At 51.1% G+C, this 18052-nt stretch carries 14 protein-coding genes; 2 read left to right on the top strand and 12 right to left on the bottom strand.

Annotated elements, in window-relative coordinates:
• Positions 1-114 precede the first annotated feature (114 nt).
• From groL to AC50Y5_RS26305, 7 genes are all read right to left on the bottom strand, one after another.
• Positions 115-1749, bottom strand: a complete 1635-nt coding sequence (gene groL / locus AC50Y5_RS26335; RefSeq protein ID WP_056043601.1) for a chaperonin GroEL — start codon at positions 1747-1749, stop codon at positions 115-117.
• A gap of 91 nt (positions 1750-1840) precedes the next feature.
• Positions 1841-2122: a co-chaperone GroES gene (groES, locus tag AC50Y5_RS26330; RefSeq protein WP_046229112.1), complete on the bottom strand. Its 282-nt coding sequence runs from the start codon at positions 2120-2122 to the stop codon at positions 1841-1843.
• 436 nt (positions 2123-2558) lie between these two features.
• On the bottom strand, positions 2559-3749 hold the full coding sequence (locus tag AC50Y5_RS26325) for a DUF2264 domain-containing protein (protein ID WP_494864197.1): 1191 nt from the start codon (positions 3747-3749) through the stop codon (positions 2559-2561).
• A 71-nt stretch (positions 3750-3820) separates the two neighbouring features.
• Positions 3821-4975: a glycoside hydrolase family 88 protein gene (locus tag AC50Y5_RS26320; protein ID WP_494864196.1), complete on the bottom strand. Its 1155-nt coding sequence runs from the start codon at positions 4973-4975 to the stop codon at positions 3821-3823.
• A gap of 55 nt (positions 4976-5030) precedes the next feature.
• Positions 5031-7094 (bottom strand): heparinase II/III family protein, encoded by a 2064-nt coding sequence (locus AC50Y5_RS26315; RefSeq protein ID WP_494864195.1) that lies wholly within the window; start codon positions 7092-7094, stop codon positions 5031-5033.
• A 268-nt stretch (positions 7095-7362) separates the two neighbouring features.
• Positions 7363-9009, bottom strand: a complete 1647-nt coding sequence (locus AC50Y5_RS26310) for a response regulator transcription factor (RefSeq protein WP_494864194.1) — start codon at positions 9007-9009, stop codon at positions 7363-7365.
• Positions 9002-10855 (bottom strand): cache domain-containing sensor histidine kinase, encoded by a 1854-nt coding sequence (locus AC50Y5_RS26305; RefSeq protein ID WP_494864193.1) that lies wholly within the window; start codon positions 10853-10855, stop codon positions 9002-9004. Before AC50Y5_RS26305 ends, AC50Y5_RS26310 begins: the two co-directional genes overlap by 8 nt.
• Before the next feature lie 479 nt (positions 10856-11334).
• On the opposite strand from AC50Y5_RS26305, the gene AC50Y5_RS26300 reads away from it, so the two are divergent.
• Positions 11335-11484, top strand: a complete 150-nt coding sequence (locus AC50Y5_RS26300; RefSeq protein WP_155973654.1) for a hypothetical protein — start codon at positions 11335-11337, stop codon at positions 11482-11484.
• A 109-nt stretch (positions 11485-11593) separates the two neighbouring features.
• Here AC50Y5_RS26300 and AC50Y5_RS26295 read toward each other — a convergent pair whose 3' ends face one another.
• From AC50Y5_RS26295 to AC50Y5_RS26280, 4 genes are all read right to left on the bottom strand, one after another.
• On the bottom strand, positions 11594-13003 hold the full coding sequence (locus tag AC50Y5_RS26295) for an ABC transporter substrate-binding protein (protein ID WP_494864192.1): 1410 nt from the start codon (positions 13001-13003) through the stop codon (positions 11594-11596).
• Positions 13004-13203: 200 nt separating this feature from the next.
• Positions 13204-14043 carry a carbohydrate ABC transporter permease gene (locus AC50Y5_RS26290; protein ID WP_056043582.1) on the bottom strand — a complete coding sequence of 280 codons (840 nt, stop codon included), beginning with the start codon at positions 14041-14043 and terminating at the stop codon, positions 13204-13206.
• 30 nt (positions 14044-14073) lie between these two features.
• Positions 14074-15030, bottom strand: a complete 957-nt coding sequence (locus tag AC50Y5_RS26285; RefSeq protein ID WP_056043578.1) for a carbohydrate ABC transporter permease — start codon at positions 15028-15030, stop codon at positions 14074-14076.
• A 183-nt stretch (positions 15031-15213) separates the two neighbouring features.
• Positions 15214-16452, bottom strand: a complete 1239-nt coding sequence (locus AC50Y5_RS26280) for an MFS transporter (RefSeq protein ID WP_494864191.1) — start codon at positions 16450-16452, stop codon at positions 15214-15216.
• Between the two features lie 228 nt (positions 16453-16680).
• On the opposite strand from AC50Y5_RS26280, the gene AC50Y5_RS26275 reads away from it, so the two are divergent.
• Complete coding sequence (locus AC50Y5_RS26275; protein WP_056043572.1) at positions 16681-17325, top strand: GntR family transcriptional regulator; 645 nt, start codon at positions 16681-16683, stop codon at positions 17323-17325.
• A gap of 111 nt (positions 17326-17436) precedes the next feature.
• Here AC50Y5_RS26275 and AC50Y5_RS26270 read toward each other — a convergent pair whose 3' ends face one another.
• A complete protein-coding gene (locus AC50Y5_RS26270) occupies positions 17437-18024 on the bottom strand; it encodes a TetR family transcriptional regulator (protein WP_056043569.1) in 588 nt (195 codons plus the stop codon).
• Positions 18025-18052 lie beyond the last annotated feature (28 nt).

The raw sequence follows: 18052 nt of genomic DNA, 5'->3' as shown, positions 1-18052 counted from the left end.
GCTTCCCACAAGTTCAGTGAACTCATGAGAAGCCTTTGGTCGTGTTACCTTATGTGGGAAAATGAGCTTCCTAACTACCCAAAACCCTTATATATCAAGGGTTTATAGGCAGTCTTACATCATGCCGCCCATTCCACCCATGCCGCCCATGTCAGGCATGCCGCCGCCAGCGCCTTTAGGTTCTGGTTTGTCAGCAACAACCGCTTCAGTTGTCAGGAACATAGCTGCAACGGAAGCTGCGTTTTGCAATGCAGAGCGTGTAACTTTGGCAGGGTCAACGATACCTGCTTCGAACATGTTAACCCATGTTCCAGTAGCAGCGTTGTAGCCTACGCCGATTTCTTCATTTTTCAAGCGCTCAACGATAACCGAACCTTCTTGACCAGCGTTCGCAGCAATTGTGCGAAGCGGCTCTTCAAGGGAACGAAGAACGATGTTAACGCCTGTTTGCTCGTCGCCTTCTGCATTAACAGCAGCAACAGCTTTATATACGTTAATTAGAGCAGTACCACCACCGGATACGATACCTTCTTCAACCGCTGCGCGAGTCGAGTTCAGGGCATCTTCGATGCGGAGCTTGCGCTCTTTCAATTCTGTTTCAGTAGCAGCGCCGACTTTGATTACTGCTACGCCGCCGGACAATTTAGCCAGACGCTCTTGCAGCTTCTCACGGTCGAAGTCGGAAGTTGTTTCTTCCAGCTGCGTACGGATTTGGCTTACACGAGCCGCGATGTCAGAAGCGTCGCCGCTGCCGTCAACCACGATTGTGTTTTCTTTTGTTACGCGTACTTGACGAGCGGAACCCAGTTGCTCAACCGTAGTCGATTTCAGCTCAAGGCCCAGTTCCTCAGTGATCACTTGACCACCAGTCAGAGCTGCGATATCTTGCAGCATCGCTTTACGACGGTCGCCGAAGCCTGGTGCTTTAACAGCTACGCAAGTGAATGTGCCGCGCAGTTTGTTCACAACCAGAGTTGCGTTCGCTTCGCCTTCAACATCTTCTGCAATGATCAGAAGCTGTTTGCCGGATTGAACGACTTTCTCAAGCACAGGAAGAATTTCCTGAATGTTTGTAATTTTTTTGTCAGTGATCAGGATATACGGGTTATCCAGAACAGCTTCCATTTTGTCCGTGTCAGTAACCATGTAGTGGGAGATGTATCCACGGTCGAATTGCATACCTTCAACCACTTCAAGCTCCGTTACAAAGCCTTTCGACTCTTCAACGGTAATAACGCCGTCGTTGCCCACTTTTTCCATAGCTTCTGCAATCAGTTGGCCAACTTCATCGTCAGCGGAAGAAATAGCCGCAACTTGGGCGATGGATTGTTTGCCTTCGATTGGTTTAGCGATGTTTTGCAGCTCTTCAACTGCAGCTTTAACCGCTTTTTCAATACCTTTGCGGATAACCATTGGGTTAGCGCCAGCTGTTACGTTTTTCAGACCTTCGCGAATCATCGCTTGAGCCAAAACAGTAGCTGTAGTTGTACCGTCACCGGCAACATCATTTGTTTTTGTTGCTACTTCTTTAACAAGCTGTGCACCCATGTTTTCGAATGCATCTTCCAGCTCGATTTCTTTCGCGATGGATACACCATCGTTCGTGATCAACGGGCTGCCGAATTTCTTCTCCAGCACGACGTTGCGGCCTTTAGGTCCAAGTGTAACTTTTACAGCATTTGCAAGTGCATCAACACCACGCAGCATTGCGCGGCGAGCATCTTCGCTAAATTTAATATCCTTTGCCATTATCATTTACCTCCCGAAAATATATTCATATAAGTATGCTTAACGGCCTGCGCCGTTTCGTTTAAGTCCAGTCAAGCTGTATGTGAGCAGCCTATTCAAAGATCGCGTGAATGTCGCTTTCTTTCATAATCAAATACTCTTTGCCGTCGTATTTAACTTCTGTTCCCGCATATTTGGAGAAAAGGACGCGATCGCCTTCTTTAACTTCAAGCGCTACGCGAACTCCGTCTTTCAGCGCGCCGCTGCCTACAGCCACCACTTTACCTTCTTGCGGTTTTTCCTTAGCCGAATCTGGCAAAACGATACCGCTTGCAGTCGTTTCTTCTTTCGCGATCGCTTCTACTAATACACGTTCACCCAAAGGTCTGATCATTGAAAATAGCCTCCTTTAAAAATTTGTCGCTTATTTTTGTTAGCACTCATGAGCATGAAGTGCTAACAATCATGTTTATCATACTTTTTTTCGTTATTAATTTCAAGTGCTTGAGGACGATTTTTGCAGGAAATTTACATACCACTGGAAAAAGACCGCTTTATGAGACCGTCTGCTTTAACTCATGCAGCGCTAGCAAAGCCCCTCATCCATTGTTACCGAGCTTATGCCAAGGTAAACGATCTTCTGTAAAAGTTTGAGGCGCGGCTGAAGCTTCGCATTTATAAAGTGCGCAGGCCACAGATAGCTGCAAAAATAAGAGAAAGCGCACCTGTACGAAAATGGCTGCGCCTCTTCACTTACTCTCGCTGCTGGTAGCTGGTAATCATACTCTTGCTCATAATCTTGTTCATAATCTCGCTGCCTATTATGACTGCTACCCCTTCAGTGCATGATCAATTGAAAAAAAGGACCCTGACCATGCTTTGCGCGCTGTCCAATCCTCAGGCTCGCCACTCCAAAAGGGATGCTCGGCGGCAAGGCCCAACGGGAGAAACACAGCCGCGCATAAATATAGGCTGCCCGTGGAAATATAATTCTCGCCAATGTCTGGCTGGCTGCCGCAAAAGCCGATGGTCAGCCAGCCGTCCTCTGTAAATGTGCCGGGAACAGACAAGCTGCGGCGGATAACTGCTGTCAATGCGCAGCGCGCCTGTGCCGGAGAAACGCTGCCGGGAAGCTCGCCGAGCAGCGCGCTTTGCGCCAAGCTTTGCATGGCCCCGCAGCGGTAAGCAAGCGAGCGGCCCAGCGGCGGAAATGTGCCCTCCGGCGAAATGAGCCGCTCCTGCACCTCCGCCCAGCGCTTCGCTCTCTCCGTGACGCTCGCCTGCATTGCATCCCAATCTTCATAGCAGCCTTGAACGGCTGCTACGATGTCAACGAGCATAGGCTGGATTACAAAGCTGTTGTAATAGTCGAAGTGGAACGACGGGCCATCTCCGTACGCTCCGTCTCCGACATACCATTGCTCATGCTGCTTAAGGGCATAATCAATGCGCATCGGGTCCCAGTCGCTTTCTCCCATGCGGTACAAGGCCGCTTCAATGATCGCGGAGAAAAGCAGCCAGTTCATGGCGAATGGCTTGCGCGAGCGGGTAAGTTTGAAAGCTTGGACAACGTGCTTCTGCACCTTGGCATCCAGCTTGTCCCAAAGCTCCGTCGGCGCACGCAAAATTGCCTGCGCCAGAAACGCCGTATCAACGATCGGCTGAAAGCCTTCTGCAAAATTCATATAATCCGGTGACTGCGGATCACAGCCAGCAGCAATCGCAGCCCGTGAAAGCTCCGCATATTGCTGGCGAAGCCGCTCTTCTGCTTCATTTGCCCCGCCGCTGCCTTCAAGCCAGGGTGCTATTCCACATAATAGGCGGCCCAGCGCCTCCAGATGGGTCACATCGGAGCGATCCTGTCCCGCAGCAGACTGGACGGGCATCGTTTTTTTCAACTCACGAGCCGCAAGCAGGCGCAGCACAGGCTCAGCAACCCGGCATAACTCGCTCACCCAATACTCGCGTTCCTCCAGTAACCGTACTCTCTCGCCTGAATCTGTACCTTTTTCCCCAATCAATGGCCGTTCGCCCCTTTCTGTTCCCTATCTATGCGAATTGGATAACGATCAGATGACACTTGATGTTCGCCTTACGACCAGAAGCTATCGTAGCCGCGCAGCTTGGACAAGCCCTCCGTAAAGAAATAATCGCCGTAGATGAGCGGGACGTCGAGATTTTTGCGTTCCGGGTAGTGGCTCGTGCCATGCAAAACCAGCCCTTCCTCCTGTGCATCGTCCGCCCATGCGCCATAGTTCTCGTACAGCGATTTCAAAATACGCTCGCCCGCTCGGCGATACAACTCACGCTCGACCTCTGGCACTACATCCGCAATTGCCAGCAAACCGCAGGCCGCGCAAGCGCCCGCCGATGAATCGCGGTATGGCTCCACGCCATCCGGTAACCGGAAATCCCAATGCGGCACGGAATCCTCCGGCAAATTCGCCAGGAAAAAATGAGCCGTGCGCTTCGCCGCATCCAAATACCGCTGCTCGCCGCTATGGGCGTAACTGAGTGCCATGCCGTAAATCGCCCAGGACGCGCCGCGCGACCATGCCGATTCGGCTGCAAATCCTTGCCCGCCATGCTTTGCAGCTACTTCGCCACTTTGCGGATCAAACTCTACGATATGATAAACCGAGCCATCCGGCCGAATAAAATGCTCCAGCACCGTATCGGCATGCGCCATTGCCAAATGCTTGTAGCGCGGGTCCTCCGTCGTGCGCGAAGCCCAATAGAGCAGCGGCAAATTCATCATGCAGTCGATAATAGCCAGCCCGTCATTGCGCTCGCCTTCCCGCCAAGGGTTCCATGCCCGAATATAGCGCCCTTGAATATGGAAGCGGCCGCATAGCAGATTTGCTGCAAGCAGCGCCCGCCGCCGGGAATCTTCCTCCCCAAGCAGCTTATAACGTGCCACACTAGTCAGCGTCCACATGAAGCCGATATCATGGTCGAGCCGGTCATAGCCCATGATGACTTCGTCGAGCTTAAGCTCACAGGCTTCGGCAAGCTCTTTGTAGCGCTCCGTGCGCGAATTCTCATCTTGATAGAGCAGCCATAGCAGCCCCGGCCAAAAACCCGCCGTCCACCAATGCGCCGCCTCCAGCACATAAACCCCGTTCACGCTTGCATGAGGAAATTGCGAGCCGATTCGGCCACTAGTCCGTCCGATCTTCTGATTCACCTTGTCCCAAGCTTCATTCACCCAATTTTGCTGCTCCTGCACCTTCTCCTGCACTGTCATGGCTTCGCTCTCCTTTTCTTTGACGCTTTAATCTCGTGCTTTTAGCTGTTCCACCCTATGGCTCAAAGCGAAAAACAAACTCGGAATCCACGGCCGCAGCTCCCGCCTCCAAATGATGAAAATCCAGCGTGTACCATTGACGTTCACGCCCAAAATGATCCATGTCGCTCCGCTGCGCCACCACTGGCTTCCACTGCTTCGCATCGAACGCAATCGTCAGCCTCTTGCGTCCCTGCAGGACCACGACACCGCCGGCCTCCCCGGCCTCCGGCATCTGCCATGCAACGAAGCGCTCGATAATCTCGCGCCCGCCGACTACTTCCTCCCGAAACCGATACCGGTTTCGGATCGTCAGCACAGGCAGCGCGCCCTTCTTGTTCCACTCGAAGCGCCGCCCCAGCACCGCAAGGCCCGCTTCCTCGCCGTACGCGGCCTGCATTTCCAGCTCCAGCACGTCAAGCTCCGCGCTGGTCGCCGCCTGCACAACCACGGCGCGCGCGTCCGCGCCCTCGCGCTGGCGCGCGCTGCCAATAATCGGCACGGAATGTCCGTGCGAGCCGTTGCACCAAATCGTATACCGCTGCGGGCCAAAATAGTCCGCCGTATACTCCCCGCTGCCCAAATCCGCCAAATAGGCTTCTCCGTCCGCATGCATTACGAACTGCCCGACATCATTATGATTATGCGGCTCAGCGTTATGTCCGCCTTTGGCGGCAAAGCTATAAGTAGCGCCATCCGTTGCGACATAACGGGACAGCAGCCACTGTACATTTTCCAAATAAAACGATTCTGTCGGCCATAGAGCTGCAGCGCTTTCCGAGTCGCTTCGCCCCTCGGCACTTTCACTATTAGTTGCCGCTGTCGTTCTCGTTGCCGTTGCCGTTGCGTTTGCCGACTCCGCCCACCAAAGCAAATTCCGCACCGCAGGCGCCCACCTTGCGCAGTGATCCCCTGTGTAGCTGTCGCGCAGGCTGGCATGCGGCAGAGCCACAGCTGGAAACTCCTGATGCAAATATGAGCTCAGCCCCATGAAGATACCGCTTTCAGAAGGGGCATCGGAAAAATTCACAATGCTGCGTCCACCCGTAAAGCATTTCTGCTGAAACATTGCGATCTCTTGTACTTTTGCGCTGCGGAATAAATCAATGGCTTCATCCGTTGCCGCCTTAAGCAGCTGAGCAAAATAAACATAAAAGCCAAAGCCATATTGCCAATACGAATACCCTTCCGCACAAGCTCCATCTTCGCCATAGCCGTCCAAAAAGCAATCCATCGCAGCTAATACGCGCGAAAGCACCGCTTCCAGCCGTTCGCGATCATCCATCAAATGCAGCGCCGCTGCGCCAATCGACCCGGCACATACCGCCGCCCAATTATGCTCCGCATTCTCCCAAAAATAAGGCCCCTCGGTCAAAAATGGCTGAAACAGCCGCTTTTCCACTTCTTCACGAATACGCAAGTGCAGCTCCTCTGGCAGCCGGGGGCCGAGCAGCACGCTTATTTCGCTGAGCGCGAAGCCCGTCTCCGCAGCGAATAAATCAATCGGCGTCTGCTGCTCCGCCCCGCCCAGATGCGCAGGCAGGCACCACGTCCGCTCCTCGCAGATCGACCAAAGCGCAGCCTGAAGGGCCTCCAAATATGGCGCTTCCTCCGGCTCAATCAGCGACATAAGTGCGAAGGAATTAAGCCGCCGCCTTTTTTGAAAATAAACCCGCTCGTACGGCAGCCGCTCCCCCGTCTCCCCGTACATCCGAAACAAGGTTTCGCTCAGCTCCGGCTCAACGCTCGCCAATTGGCGCTGTGCCTCGGCGCGAATCTCCTCGACTAACGGACGCTGCATCTCAGCTAGGCGCAGCTTGTCATGCCATGCCTCGCCTAGCTGTCCTTCAGACAGCAGCTCTCCATTCACCAACAGCGCCAGCCCACTCCGGCGCTCTGTCGGCAAATAAAGCTGCCCTGAGAAACGCTCCGCAAAGCGCCTTTCCAGCGGCAGTTGTTCTTGCTGTTGTTCTTGCTGTTGTTCTTGCTGTTGTTCTTGCTGTTGTTCTTGCTGTTGTTCTTGCTGTTGTTCTTGCTGTTGTTCTTGCTGTTGTTCTTGCTGTTGCTTCTTCTGCTCCATATATCCCGCTCCTCTCCCCAAACTTCTACAGCCTTTCGTTTGTTCTCCGTTCCCTATCCGTGACTATCTGCTTTCGTTCTGCTCTCTATCTGTTCTCGATCTGTTCTCGATCCATTTCTATCTGCTCTCGATCTCCACTCTTATCTGTTACATATCTCCACTCTATCCGTTCCCAATCCGATCCCGACACCTTCAGCAACTATCCATCTCACCTTAAAATAACAGGCTTCCAGCTGCCTTAGCCTCTCTTACAATCGCTTTGTCCTTCTTACAATCGCTTTTGCCCTCTCCGATATTCCACAGGCGTCACACCTGTACATGATTTAAACAGCTTTATAAAATAGCTCTGGTTATCGTAGCCAAGAGTCTCGCATATTTTGCCTATGGGGGAGCCGGTTTGATCTAGCAGCTCTTTGGCCCGATGCATTTTCATCCGTATTACATATTCGATAAAGGTCTCGCCCATTTCCTTCTTGAACAGGCGGCTGAAGTAGCTGGGGTTCATAAACAGCTGGTCGGCGACCTCGTCGAGACTGATCTTTTTGTCCAAATGCAGCGAAACGTATTCGCATGCGTCGATGACCTCGGCTCGCTTGCTGCCGCTGACGCCATTTTCGGAGGCGGTTATCGCTGACAGGCAGTGGGCAATCAGCCACGCTTGCAGCTCGGAGAGGCTGCCCAGCTCCCACACCTCATGGTGGCTGACGTCAATCGAGCTTGCTGAGCGGGTATGCTGCATCAATTGAAGCTTGAGCTTTACGTCCAGCAGCAGCTTAAACACCCAATCCTTCACCTGCTCGGGCGGCAGCCTCCGCTGCTCCGCGAGCAACAGCCACTGGCGCACCAGCTCCTCTGCCGCCTCGCGCTTATGGCCCAGCAGCGCCTCCCGCAGCAGCTCGGCCGCCTCGCCAAACCTTTCAAGCAGCGGATTGTCGCTGCCTGGCTTTGCAGGCTGCGCCGCCTGCACGGCGCCTGCCTTCACAATAGAGCCAGGCGCGCGGTAAAAGCGCGCCTCCGCCCCGGAAAGCAGCTCCGCCAGCGATTCCCGCAAGCGCAAAGGGTCGCTCGCGCTATCGCCGATCAGAAAAGACATCGTCAGCTTCAGCGAGCTTTTGAGCGTACGCTGCACTTCCGCGAGCAGCAGCTTTACCTCGTCAAAGCCGTTTATTTTCAATCCATGCGGGCATACCTGCATGAAGAAGGATTCCTGTGGACTGTACACAAAATGGGCAGCGGGGCTGCCCGTCTCCCTGCTCGCCATCACCTCGCGGGTAACATTGTCCACTACAAAACGCAGCACCTCCTCCGAGCGAAAACGCTGCAGCGCCCGAGGGTAATCGTCGATGATGCCGAGCACGGGAATGACCCGCTCGGAGGCTCCGAACGGCAGGCCGAATGCTCCCAGCTCCTGCTGCCATTTTTCGGGATCCAGCATCGGCTGATGAAGCGTCGCCCTAATAAACTGCTCCTTCAGCAGCGCCTTGTTGCGATCGACCATATGCTCCTTGCGGAGCTGCTCCATATGCAAATCTTTCGTCTCATTCAGCTCCGCCTGAAATTGCAGCAGCAGCTTGCGTATATCCGAAGGATCAAGCGTATCCTTGAGCAAATAATCCTGCACTTGCAGCTTGAGCGCCTGCTGGGCATAACGAAACTCATCGTGGCAGGACAGCACCGCTACGCGCAGCTCTGGTTTGTGCTCCTTCAGCCGGCGTATGAGCTCCAGTCCGTCCATGCGCGGCATCCCGATATCTGTAATCAGAATATCCGGCATTTCCTCCAGCGCCGCTGCCAGCGCGACCTCACCGTTCTCATGCATGCCTAACAGCCGAAAGCCCAGCTCCTCCCACTCAATGGCAAAAGCCAGCAGATCCAGCACAGGATAATCATCATCAACCAGCATCACCTTAACCATCAGAATCCACCACCTGCTTCGGAATGTACAGCGTAATGACTGTGCCTTGCCCGATATCGCTGTCTATCGTCATCTGGAAGCGCTCGCCGTAGGTTATGCCCATCCGCTCATACACATTAACAAGTCCAATGCCCGAAAACTTGCCCGGCAAGGCGCTTATTTCTCCCTCTTCCTCGCCCGCGGCTCCCTGGTCCAGCTTTTCTAAAGCTCCTGCGCCCAGCTTATATCGCAGCCGTTCAAGCTTTCCCTTCTCAATGCCTTGACCGCTGTCGCTTACCGTTATTTGATAGCCGCCATCCGCTTCGCTCGCACTAATCGTCATTAAGCCGGCCTGCTGGCTGAAGCCGTGAATGAGCGCATTTTCAATAATCGGCTGCAGGCAGAAGCGCGGGACGAGTGCCGTTAAGCTCAGAGGCGACAGGTCGAGCGTCAGCTCCAGCTTCTCCTTTTGCCGCATATTCATCAGCCTCACATAATCAATGGCGAGATCGACTTCCTCATGAAGCGGAATGACGCCTTTATCCTGGCTAATGGTCATTCGCAGCAGCTTCGACAGCGAGCTGATCATTTCTGCGCTTTCCGAATCTCCTTTGCGCAGCACCTTCATCCGGATCGAATTCAGCACATTAAACAGAAAATGCGGGTTGATCTGCGCCTGGAGCATCGCAAGCTCCGCCTTGCGCTTTCGCACCTGCGTCTTCGTAATTTCGCCAATCGTCTCCTTCACCTTATCGAGCATTAAATCGAAGGACTGGCCCAAATAGCCGATCTCATCCTCCCCGCGAATGCCCGAGCGCACCTCCAAATTGCCGCGCTGCACCGTCTCCGCTACCCGCCCTAGACGAACGAGCGGCCGTGTAAATTTACCCAGCAAATAAAGCAGCAGCACCATAAATAAGCAGAAAGATACGAGCTGGAACGTAAAGACGCGTTTGAAAATAACATTTAGCTTAAATACAGCGCGGTCATACGGCGTAAGCGACACCAGCTTCCAGCCCGTAAGCGAATTCGTATACCAGGCCATTAAATAATCCTCGTTTTCAATTTGCAAAATATGCGGGTCCGACTGCTCGCTTGCAAGCGTTGCATAAGGAAAAATCTCGCCCACGCGCGTGGCGTCGGGATGCGACAAAATGTGGTCCTCGCTGCCAAGCAGCATCGTCTCCTGCTCCAGCTCGATTTTCCGAAAAATATCGCTCACCTTGGTTTCCAATATCGTCACGATGACGTAGCCGTAGGGATTTACGCTGTCGCCGCGCAATGCCCGGGCAATGGACAGCTGGTAGGGACTGCGGCCTTTATCACTGTCAAACACCGTCGGCGTAGCTCCCGGCCAAAACGATTGCAGTCCGGACAACCCATTTAACTGCGCGAACCAAGGCTCCTCGCGAAATAAGCCGGGGTCGTATTCATCAAACGAATAATTGGCAAAATTCGTCCCGTCCTTCAGCAAAATCGTCACATACGCCTTATCGCCGACGACGGTCATATTTTCAATTTTATTCATAATCTTCATGCGATCGAGGTAGCGGTCATATTCCGCGCTTGCGCCCTCGTAGGTTTTGCCTGAAGCAATCGCTTTCATAATCCGGTTCATTTCCGAGTCCAGCTGTACGTTATTGGCGATATAAAACATATAATTAAACAAATTCGACACATAGCCATCCACCAGCTCCAGCTTTTGCTGCGATTGCGTGACCGCCTCCTGCTTCATCGCATCCTTCGTCAGCATATTGTAGACGGCGAGCGTAATTAAAGTGGGGAGGAGCAGACAGACGACGGCCGCTACCATCAACCGATAGCGAAACGACCTCAGCCGCAGCAGCGACAGCCATTGACTAGACATAACCCCACCCCTTTTTTTCGTCGTTCTTTCAAGTGTAACTGAAACGCACCATTTCCGCGTCGTTTTCCCTTAAGATTTTTTCTATATCGATTGGACTAGAGCATATAAGATCGGGAAGCTTCAGTCGATCAGCTTTGCCCCTAAGATGAAGCTGTTTAAATGGAAAATACCTTTTGTCGGACTGTGACGCCGTTATTTGTGAGCAAAACAAGCTTTGGCCGTGCTCGCGGACTCAGAAGCCGCTATATGTGCTGCATAACATGAAATGAGCCTAGTTTGAGGAATATAACCGCCTCACAGTCCGCAGCAACGTGAAAAAGGACGAAAATGGGGCAATAAGGACTTTACAGTCCGCGAGCAACGCAAAGAGCGCAATTGCATAAAGAACGCCACGGTACAAAGCTGTACGAGCCACGTGAATTTCAGCCAGCAGAAAAGATCCGCCCCAGTTGCAGCAACTTGGGCAAGGAAGGAGTAGGGTGGCTGGAATCTTTAGCTCAACCTATACAGCAAAATCATTGATTTTCTGCGGTTTCAGGCAAAAAGAAGTGCAGCAACAGCTCTGCACTTCTTCCTATGCTTTACCCGTGTGGCAAGGTGAAACGGCTGTCGCCATCCTCTGGCGGTAAAGCTAACGTTTCGCGGTGAAATATAAGCTGAGTATAAGGGTGAAACTTATAAATGCTTATATTTTGAAAAAGTTTGCGCAGCAGACTTTCTTCCACCACATACCCTCTTCTACTTTTTGTTCGAATCAATCACCTGCTGCACACGCTCCTGCAAGGCGGCAATCGTTTGATCAATATCCTGCTGATCAAAAATCAGCTTCTCGTACTCCTCATTGATCACTTTATAAATTTCCGCTTGATACGTAACGGGCGGAATGATTTTGGACGATTTGGCGTTTTTCAGCACCGACAGCAGCGACTGCTTGTCGACCTTCTCCGGATTTGCCGTACCACTCAAAATCGTATCAATAATCGATTCCAGCTGGGAATCGTCAATGCCATTCCAGGACGGAACATTTTTACCTTGAGCGATCTGTCCTTCAGTCGTATACCAGCGAACAAACTGGTACGCAGCATCCTTATGCTTGGAAGCAGCTGCAACCGATACATAATCCGTCGTCACCATCGTGTAGCCGCCTTCGTCTGTGGCTGCATTTTTCGGAATAGGAGCGACTGCCACTTCAAAGTTAAGCGGGAATTGCTCGGTTCCGCCAAGCTCCGTGTTCATCCAGCTGCCAATCATGATCATGCTGACTGCTTGGTTGAAAAACTGATTGCGGTAATGCAGCTTCTGCGAAATCATATCGGTGTAAGGGGATGCCGATTTGTCCTGCTTCTCCATTTGCACGCGCAGCTCCAGCGTTTTGCGCATGAGCGGATTGTCCAGATTGGACGTGCCATCCGCCTTCAAAAACTCGGTATTATCCGGCTGATTCGCCAGCGCCAGCTTCAGAAACTCCATCCAGCCGCCATTTTGCGGACCATGGAAATACGTGCCGTAATGCTTCGATGCGCCATCGCCTGTCGTGAGCGTCTTCGCATAGCTCATAAAGTCATCCCAAGTCCATTCGGTTGGCACATCAAGTCCAGCAGCGGTCAGCTGCGTCTTGTTCAGCAGAACATACCAAGGGTTGAACTTGCCTGGCAGCGCATAATATTTGCCGTCCAGCATCGTATCAACCTTGTACTCTTCATTAACCTTAAAGCCCTCTTTAGCAATAAAATCGTCAATCGGAGCAACCATGCCAAGACCAACGCGCTGCGCATAGCCAGCCGGGTCACTGAACATAATGACGTCCATCTGCTCATTGGAGGAAGCGGCAAGATCCAGCTTCTGAATCGCCTCCTGCGTATCGCCCTTCTCGCTCAATACGACGACATCAACCTTGATGTTTGGATTTTTCTCCTCAAATGCCGCAATCGTCTGCTTCCAATTATAGCTCGCTTCGTTTCCGAACGTATGCAGCTTAATCGTAACCTCTTCATCAGCCGCCCCCTGCGCCGGGCTTTCCGTGCTGCTGCTCGCTGCTGGCGAAGCCGCTGCCCCGCCGCTCTCTGCATTTCCGCCTGATGAGCAGCCCGCCGCCACCATCATAATCGACATCAGCATAAGCGATAACCATTTCATTTTTCTAAACATGCAAACCCTCCTCCTCAAAAATAAAAAATAACGATAGCTGTCTGAAATATGTTTGTATACGCTTTCTATCTATCGTTATTGTAGCAATGCGGCTGCCCGCTCCTATACTACAATATTGACTACATTTACGACTATTTTGACTTCCCCTAGAAGCCTGCTTGGGGTAGGCATCGCTGCTGCGTATCCTGCGACTGACCCTACTACCCCTTTACGCCGCCCAGTGCAATGCCTTCGATGACGCTTTTTTGTCCAATGACGAAAATGATCAGCAGCGGCACGATGGACGATACGGCGGCCGCCATAATGAGCGAATAAAACTCGCCATTAATGGTCGTAAACTTTTGCATCGCCAATTGAATCGTATACAGGCTGTCTGTGCGCAGGAAAATCAGCGGATTCTGATAGTCATTCCAAGTCCAAATGAAGCGCAAAATCGCATACGTCGCAACGGCTGGACGCACAAGCGGAAACGCAATTTGCATAAATATCCGGGCATGTCCCGCCCCGTCGATTTTCGCCGACTCAATATATTCATTATGGACGCCCATAAAAAACTGGCGCAGCATGAAGGTGCCAAGCACGCTGAAGCTGCCGAGCAAAATAAGTCCCACATGGCTGTCGAAAAAACCAATCGAGCGATACAAAATAAACTGCGGCACCAAAATCGCCTGCTGCGGGATCATATAAGTGGCGAGTACGATAAGAAACAAATATTTTCCTGCTGCAAACTGGATTTTGGAGAAGCCATAAGCAGCAAGCGCGGATACGATGCACGATAATATCGTCGTGACTACTGTAATTTTAATGGAATTCAAATAGTATTTATAGAATGGAAATTGCCCATTCCACACTTCCTTGTAATTTTCAATGACATGCCACGTTTTCGGTATCCACTGAATCGGATAGGTGAACACATCCGCCTCAATTTTGAAGGAAGTGGACAGCATCCAGACGAAGGGCAGCAGGAACAAAATGCTCATGCCCATCATTAGCACCGTGAAAATCGATTTGCGAACCGTATTTATCGTTTTTTGGTTCATTCTCTTCTTTCCTCCCTTATAGAAATGCTATTAATAATTCACCCACTTTTTCTGACCGACCCATTGCAGAAGGGTAATGAGCAGCACACAAGCGAACAGGACGACTGCCATCGAGGAGGCATAGCCGATTTTCAAATTGACGAATGCCGTATCGTATAAATACCAGACGATCATGCTGGTCGAGGAAAGCGGCCCGCCTTTGGTCAAAATCGCAATTAAATCAAATACCTTGAACGTCGAAATAATGCCTGTTACAAGCAGGAAAAAGGAGGTTGACGACAGCTGCGGGAACGTAATGCTTTTGAATTTTACCCAGGCGTTTGCTCCATCAATATCGGCCGCCTCATACAAATCCCGCGGAATCGATTGCAGTCCTGCAATGTACACGATCATATTAAAACCGATAGCCGTCCAGACGGTAATCATCATGAGCGATGGAAGCGCATATTTGGGATCAGCAATCCATTTCGGCGGATTTTCAATACCGAGCGCCATGAGCAGTTGATTAACTGGTCCCGCTGACGGGTGGAAAAGCACCTGCCAGACGATAGCTACCGCTACTATGCTGGAAATGTACGGCATGAAATACGCAACCTTGAAATAGCCTTTCAAATACACATGCTTGTCGATCATAATCGCGAGAAACATCGAAACCGCCAAATAAGCGGGAACGGTCAGTAGAAAATAAGCATTATTTTTCAGCGATTTTAGGAATGCCGCATCTTTCGCCAGCCGCTCAAAATTATCGAAGCCGACCCATTTCAGGCCATCAAAGCCAGCGATAAAATTCCAGTCCGCCAGCGACAGCCCGAAGGTTGCGAGTATCGGCAGCAGCGTCAGCACCGTCACACCTATGAGCATCGGGCCTACGAACAGAAAACCTGCGAGCGTTTCTTTTCGCTGGATCGCGCCGCTTGACCGCCTCGCCGCCAGTTGCTGTTTGCCCGAATGCTTCTGCTTGGTCGTTGTTTCTTGTAGCGGATTCATGAGCCTTCACCTCGATCTATAATGGATACCTTTATCATAGAAAAAATGGCGCTCGCGCTGTGACGGTATTTTGCCAACCTATATCATTATTTTGACTTTATCGCAGGCAAGCTTGAGCATCTGGCAAAAAAAAGCGATGACCAGCACCTTATGGCGCCAATCATCGCTCTTACCTTTTTTTGCTTATGCTTGCAGCGGCTTATTCTTTTTGTCAGAGGGGAGAAATACGGTGAATAGCCCCAGCAGCGGCAAATACGAGCAGCATTGAATTACGAACACAATGCTTGTCGCATCAGCAAGATTGCCGAGAATCGCCGATCCCGCACCGCCAAGCCCGAAGGCAAGGCCGAAGAATATGCCGGATACGAGCCCGACCTTGCCTGGCAGCAGCTCGTTCGTATACACCATAATGATCGAGAACGCCGAAGCCAAAATCAGCCCCGCAAAAAAGATCAAAATAACCGAAAGCGTCAAATTCGCATACGGCAGGGCAAGTGAAAAGGGTGCCGTGCCCAAAATCGAAAACCAAATCAGCGCCCTGCGGCTGAATTTATCCGCTAGCATGCCGCCGAACAGCAGCCCAATAACGTTTGCAACCAGAAACACGAATAAGATCAATTGTGCCTGGCTCGTCGATACCCCGAATTTTTCTATTGCGTAAAAAGAATAATAGCTCGTTATCGCTGAAATATAAACGTATTTAGAAAATACCAAAATCATAATAATCGTAACCGCAACTGCAACTCTTCCCTTAGAGAGACCGCTTCTCGCGAACGGATGATTTTGCACCGTCCCCTTGCGCTCCTTCTCAGCCTTCAAGTGCTTCGTGTACCAGCGGGCGACGTAGCTTTGCAGCATGAACCCGACAACAAGCAGCAGGGAAAACCAGACGACACCCTTTTGCCCCGTATGTACGAACAGCATCGCTGTCATAATCGGAGCAAGCGCTTGTCCAATATTTCCGCCAAATTGAAAAATCGATTGCGCCAGTCCTTTGCGCGCCCCGCCTGCCACATAAGCTACCCGCGCCGACTCCGGATGGAATATTGCTGACCCGACCCCAATTAGCATAACCGCAGCGAGTATCATCCAATAATACGCCGAGAAGGACAGCACCAGCACACCCGCCAGGGTGAAAAGAATGCCAATCGGCAGCAGCCTTGGAATCGGCCGTTTATCAGTAAAAATACCAATAAGCGGCTGTAAAATCGCTGCTGTCAAATTAATAATTAAAGAAATAAAACCAATTTGCGAGAAGGTTAACGAAAAAGAATCTTTAAGCACCGGATACAGCGCAGGCACAATCGATTGAATCGTATCATTGAGCAAATGCACGGAGCTTGCAGCAAACAAAATCGGAAAAAAAGTGGTGGCCGCGACATTGGCCGGAGCTGGCCGAATAGCAGCTTGATTGGTTGACATTAGGTTCTCCTTTTTCGAAGTAAAAATCGACGTTTGATATGCGATATATTGCATATTATATTCTGATTATGTATGATATAGCAAGATTTATTTTCACGATTGCTTTTTGTTTATATCGAGCTTACTTTAATCCATTTGCGCCCTCTTGCTGCTTCGATATATGATAGGAAGTAGCCAATAACGCCGTTTAAGAGCTGCGGCTCGAATTTTTTTGAAGAAGGTGATGCAATGCCGATACCGACTAATTATTCCTCGCCGCTGCGCATATCTGCGAAGGACCGGGCTTTAGCCCAGCTCCAGAAATGGATTATAGAAGGCACGCTTCAGCCCGGAGAGAAGCTGATCGATGCCGAGCTTGCAGATGCACTTGGCGTCAGCCGGACGCCGATTCGCGAAGCGCTGCAATTGCTTGAAGTACAAGGGCTTGTACAAATGCTGCCCAGCAAGGAAACAAGAGTGACGATGATTGAAGAAGAGGATATGCCTAAGCTTTATGCGCCGCTTGTTGCTCTGAATGCTCTCGCGGCAGAGCTTGCAGTGCCGCATATTCAGCCGGAGCATATAACCCGCCTTAACGAGCTGAACGCCCAGTTTGCGAAATGCATTCAGGAGAATAAGCCTTATGAAGCGATCGAATATGATGAGGAATTCCATAATGTCATTTTGGAGCTGGCGGATAATGCCTATATTCAATCATTCACCTCCTCGCTGCAAATGCACCTGCGCCGCTATAAGTATTTATTTATTAAACAGCCTGCTTTCATTGCCCAGGTAGGAGTTAGAGAGCATCAGGCGATCATTGACGCGCTGGAAGCCCGTGATGCGGAAGCTGCTTCCCTGATGATGAAGAAAAATGTAAGCATTCATATTTAGGCACTAAGCTGGAATTTGCTCATCTTAGGTGAAAAAAACCAACTTCACTCCCCGCTTGTTAAAACGGAGTTAAAGTTGGTTTTCTCGTATTTATGGATAATGCTATTCGGCTTATTCCGACGGTTTTAACGCTTTTAGAATAAAGGCCGTCGTATCTGCAATCCGCTCTTCCAGCGTGGTCGTATCCTCTCCCATAAGCACCAGCATACGAGTATTACCTTTAGGAAAAAGCAGGGTTGAGCTAACCGCTGTGAAAGCCGTATGAATGGAGTTAAATTCAAACACTCCCTGTTCATGCCCCTTCAACAGCCATTGATGCACCAGCTGCCATAACGGCAGGACACGCTCTTCAATCATTTCAATACGTGGAGTGTTCAGCGCAAACTCGCATTGAATAATGTAAGAGAGCTCAGCATCCTCGTAACGAAAGGTGAGCAGCTCCCGAATAACGAGCTTTATGCCTTCAAGCGGTTCCATATCCTGAGCGATAGAAGCAATGCCTCTGCTAGGAAAAAAAGCTTCAAACAGGGCGAAAAACAAATTATCTTTTCCGCCAAAATAATAAGAGATCAGCGCCACATTCGCGCCCGCTTCCTCACAAATTTGCCGGACGGATGTCCTGTCAAAGCCTTGAGCGGCAAACAGCTTTTTCGCTGCCAGCAAAATTCTCATTTTCACATCGATATCCGCAGCTTTCATCTCAGCCTCCTAACGGCAACCACTTTAT

It is taken from the genome of Paenibacillus sp. JT22N7, assembly GCF_059383875.1.
The sequence above is the reverse complement of the archived record's forward strand: the minus strand, read 5'-3'. Positions and strand labels throughout refer to the sequence as shown.

Bases quoted from the DNA above. Each gene is read 5' to 3' on its own strand.
- groL (WP_056043601.1), bottom strand. From the start codon at position 1,749: ATGGCAAAGGATATTAAATTTAGCGAAGATGCTCGCCGCGCAATGCTG.
- groES (WP_046229112.1), bottom strand. From the start codon at position 2,122: ATGATCAGACCTTTGGGTGAACGTGTATTAGTAGAAGCGATCGCGAAA.
- AC50Y5_RS26320 (WP_494864196.1), bottom strand. From the start codon at position 4,975: ATGACAGTGCAGGAGAAGGTGCAGGAGCAGCAAAATTGGGTGAATGAA.
- AC50Y5_RS26315 (WP_494864195.1), bottom strand. From the start codon at position 7,094: ATGGAGCAGAAGAAGCAACAGCAAGAACAACAGCAAGAACAACAGCAA.
- AC50Y5_RS26310 (WP_494864194.1), bottom strand. From the start codon at position 9,009: ATGGTTAAGGTGATGCTGGTTGATGATGATTATCCTGTGCTGGATCTG.
- AC50Y5_RS26305 (WP_494864193.1), bottom strand. From the start codon at position 10,855: ATGTCTAGTCAATGGCTGTCGCTGCTGCGGCTGAGGTCGTTTCGCTAT.
- AC50Y5_RS26295 (WP_494864192.1), bottom strand. From the start codon at position 13,003: ATGTTTAGAAAAATGAAATGGTTATCGCTTATGCTGATGTCGATTATG.
- AC50Y5_RS26290 (WP_056043582.1), bottom strand. From the start codon at position 14,043: ATGAACCAAAAAACGATAAATACGGTTCGCAAATCGATTTTCACGGTG.
- AC50Y5_RS26285 (WP_056043578.1), bottom strand. From the start codon at position 15,030: ATGAATCCGCTACAAGAAACAACGACCAAGCAGAAGCATTCGGGCAAA.
- AC50Y5_RS26280 (WP_494864191.1), bottom strand. From the start codon at position 16,452: ATGTCAACCAATCAAGCTGCTATTCGGCCAGCTCCGGCCAATGTCGCG.
- AC50Y5_RS26275 (WP_056043572.1), top strand. From the start codon at position 16,681: ATGCCGATACCGACTAATTATTCCTCGCCGCTGCGCATATCTGCGAAG.
- AC50Y5_RS26270 (WP_056043569.1), bottom strand. From the start codon at position 18,024: ATGAAAGCTGCGGATATCGATGTGAAAATGAGAATTTTGCTGGCAGCG.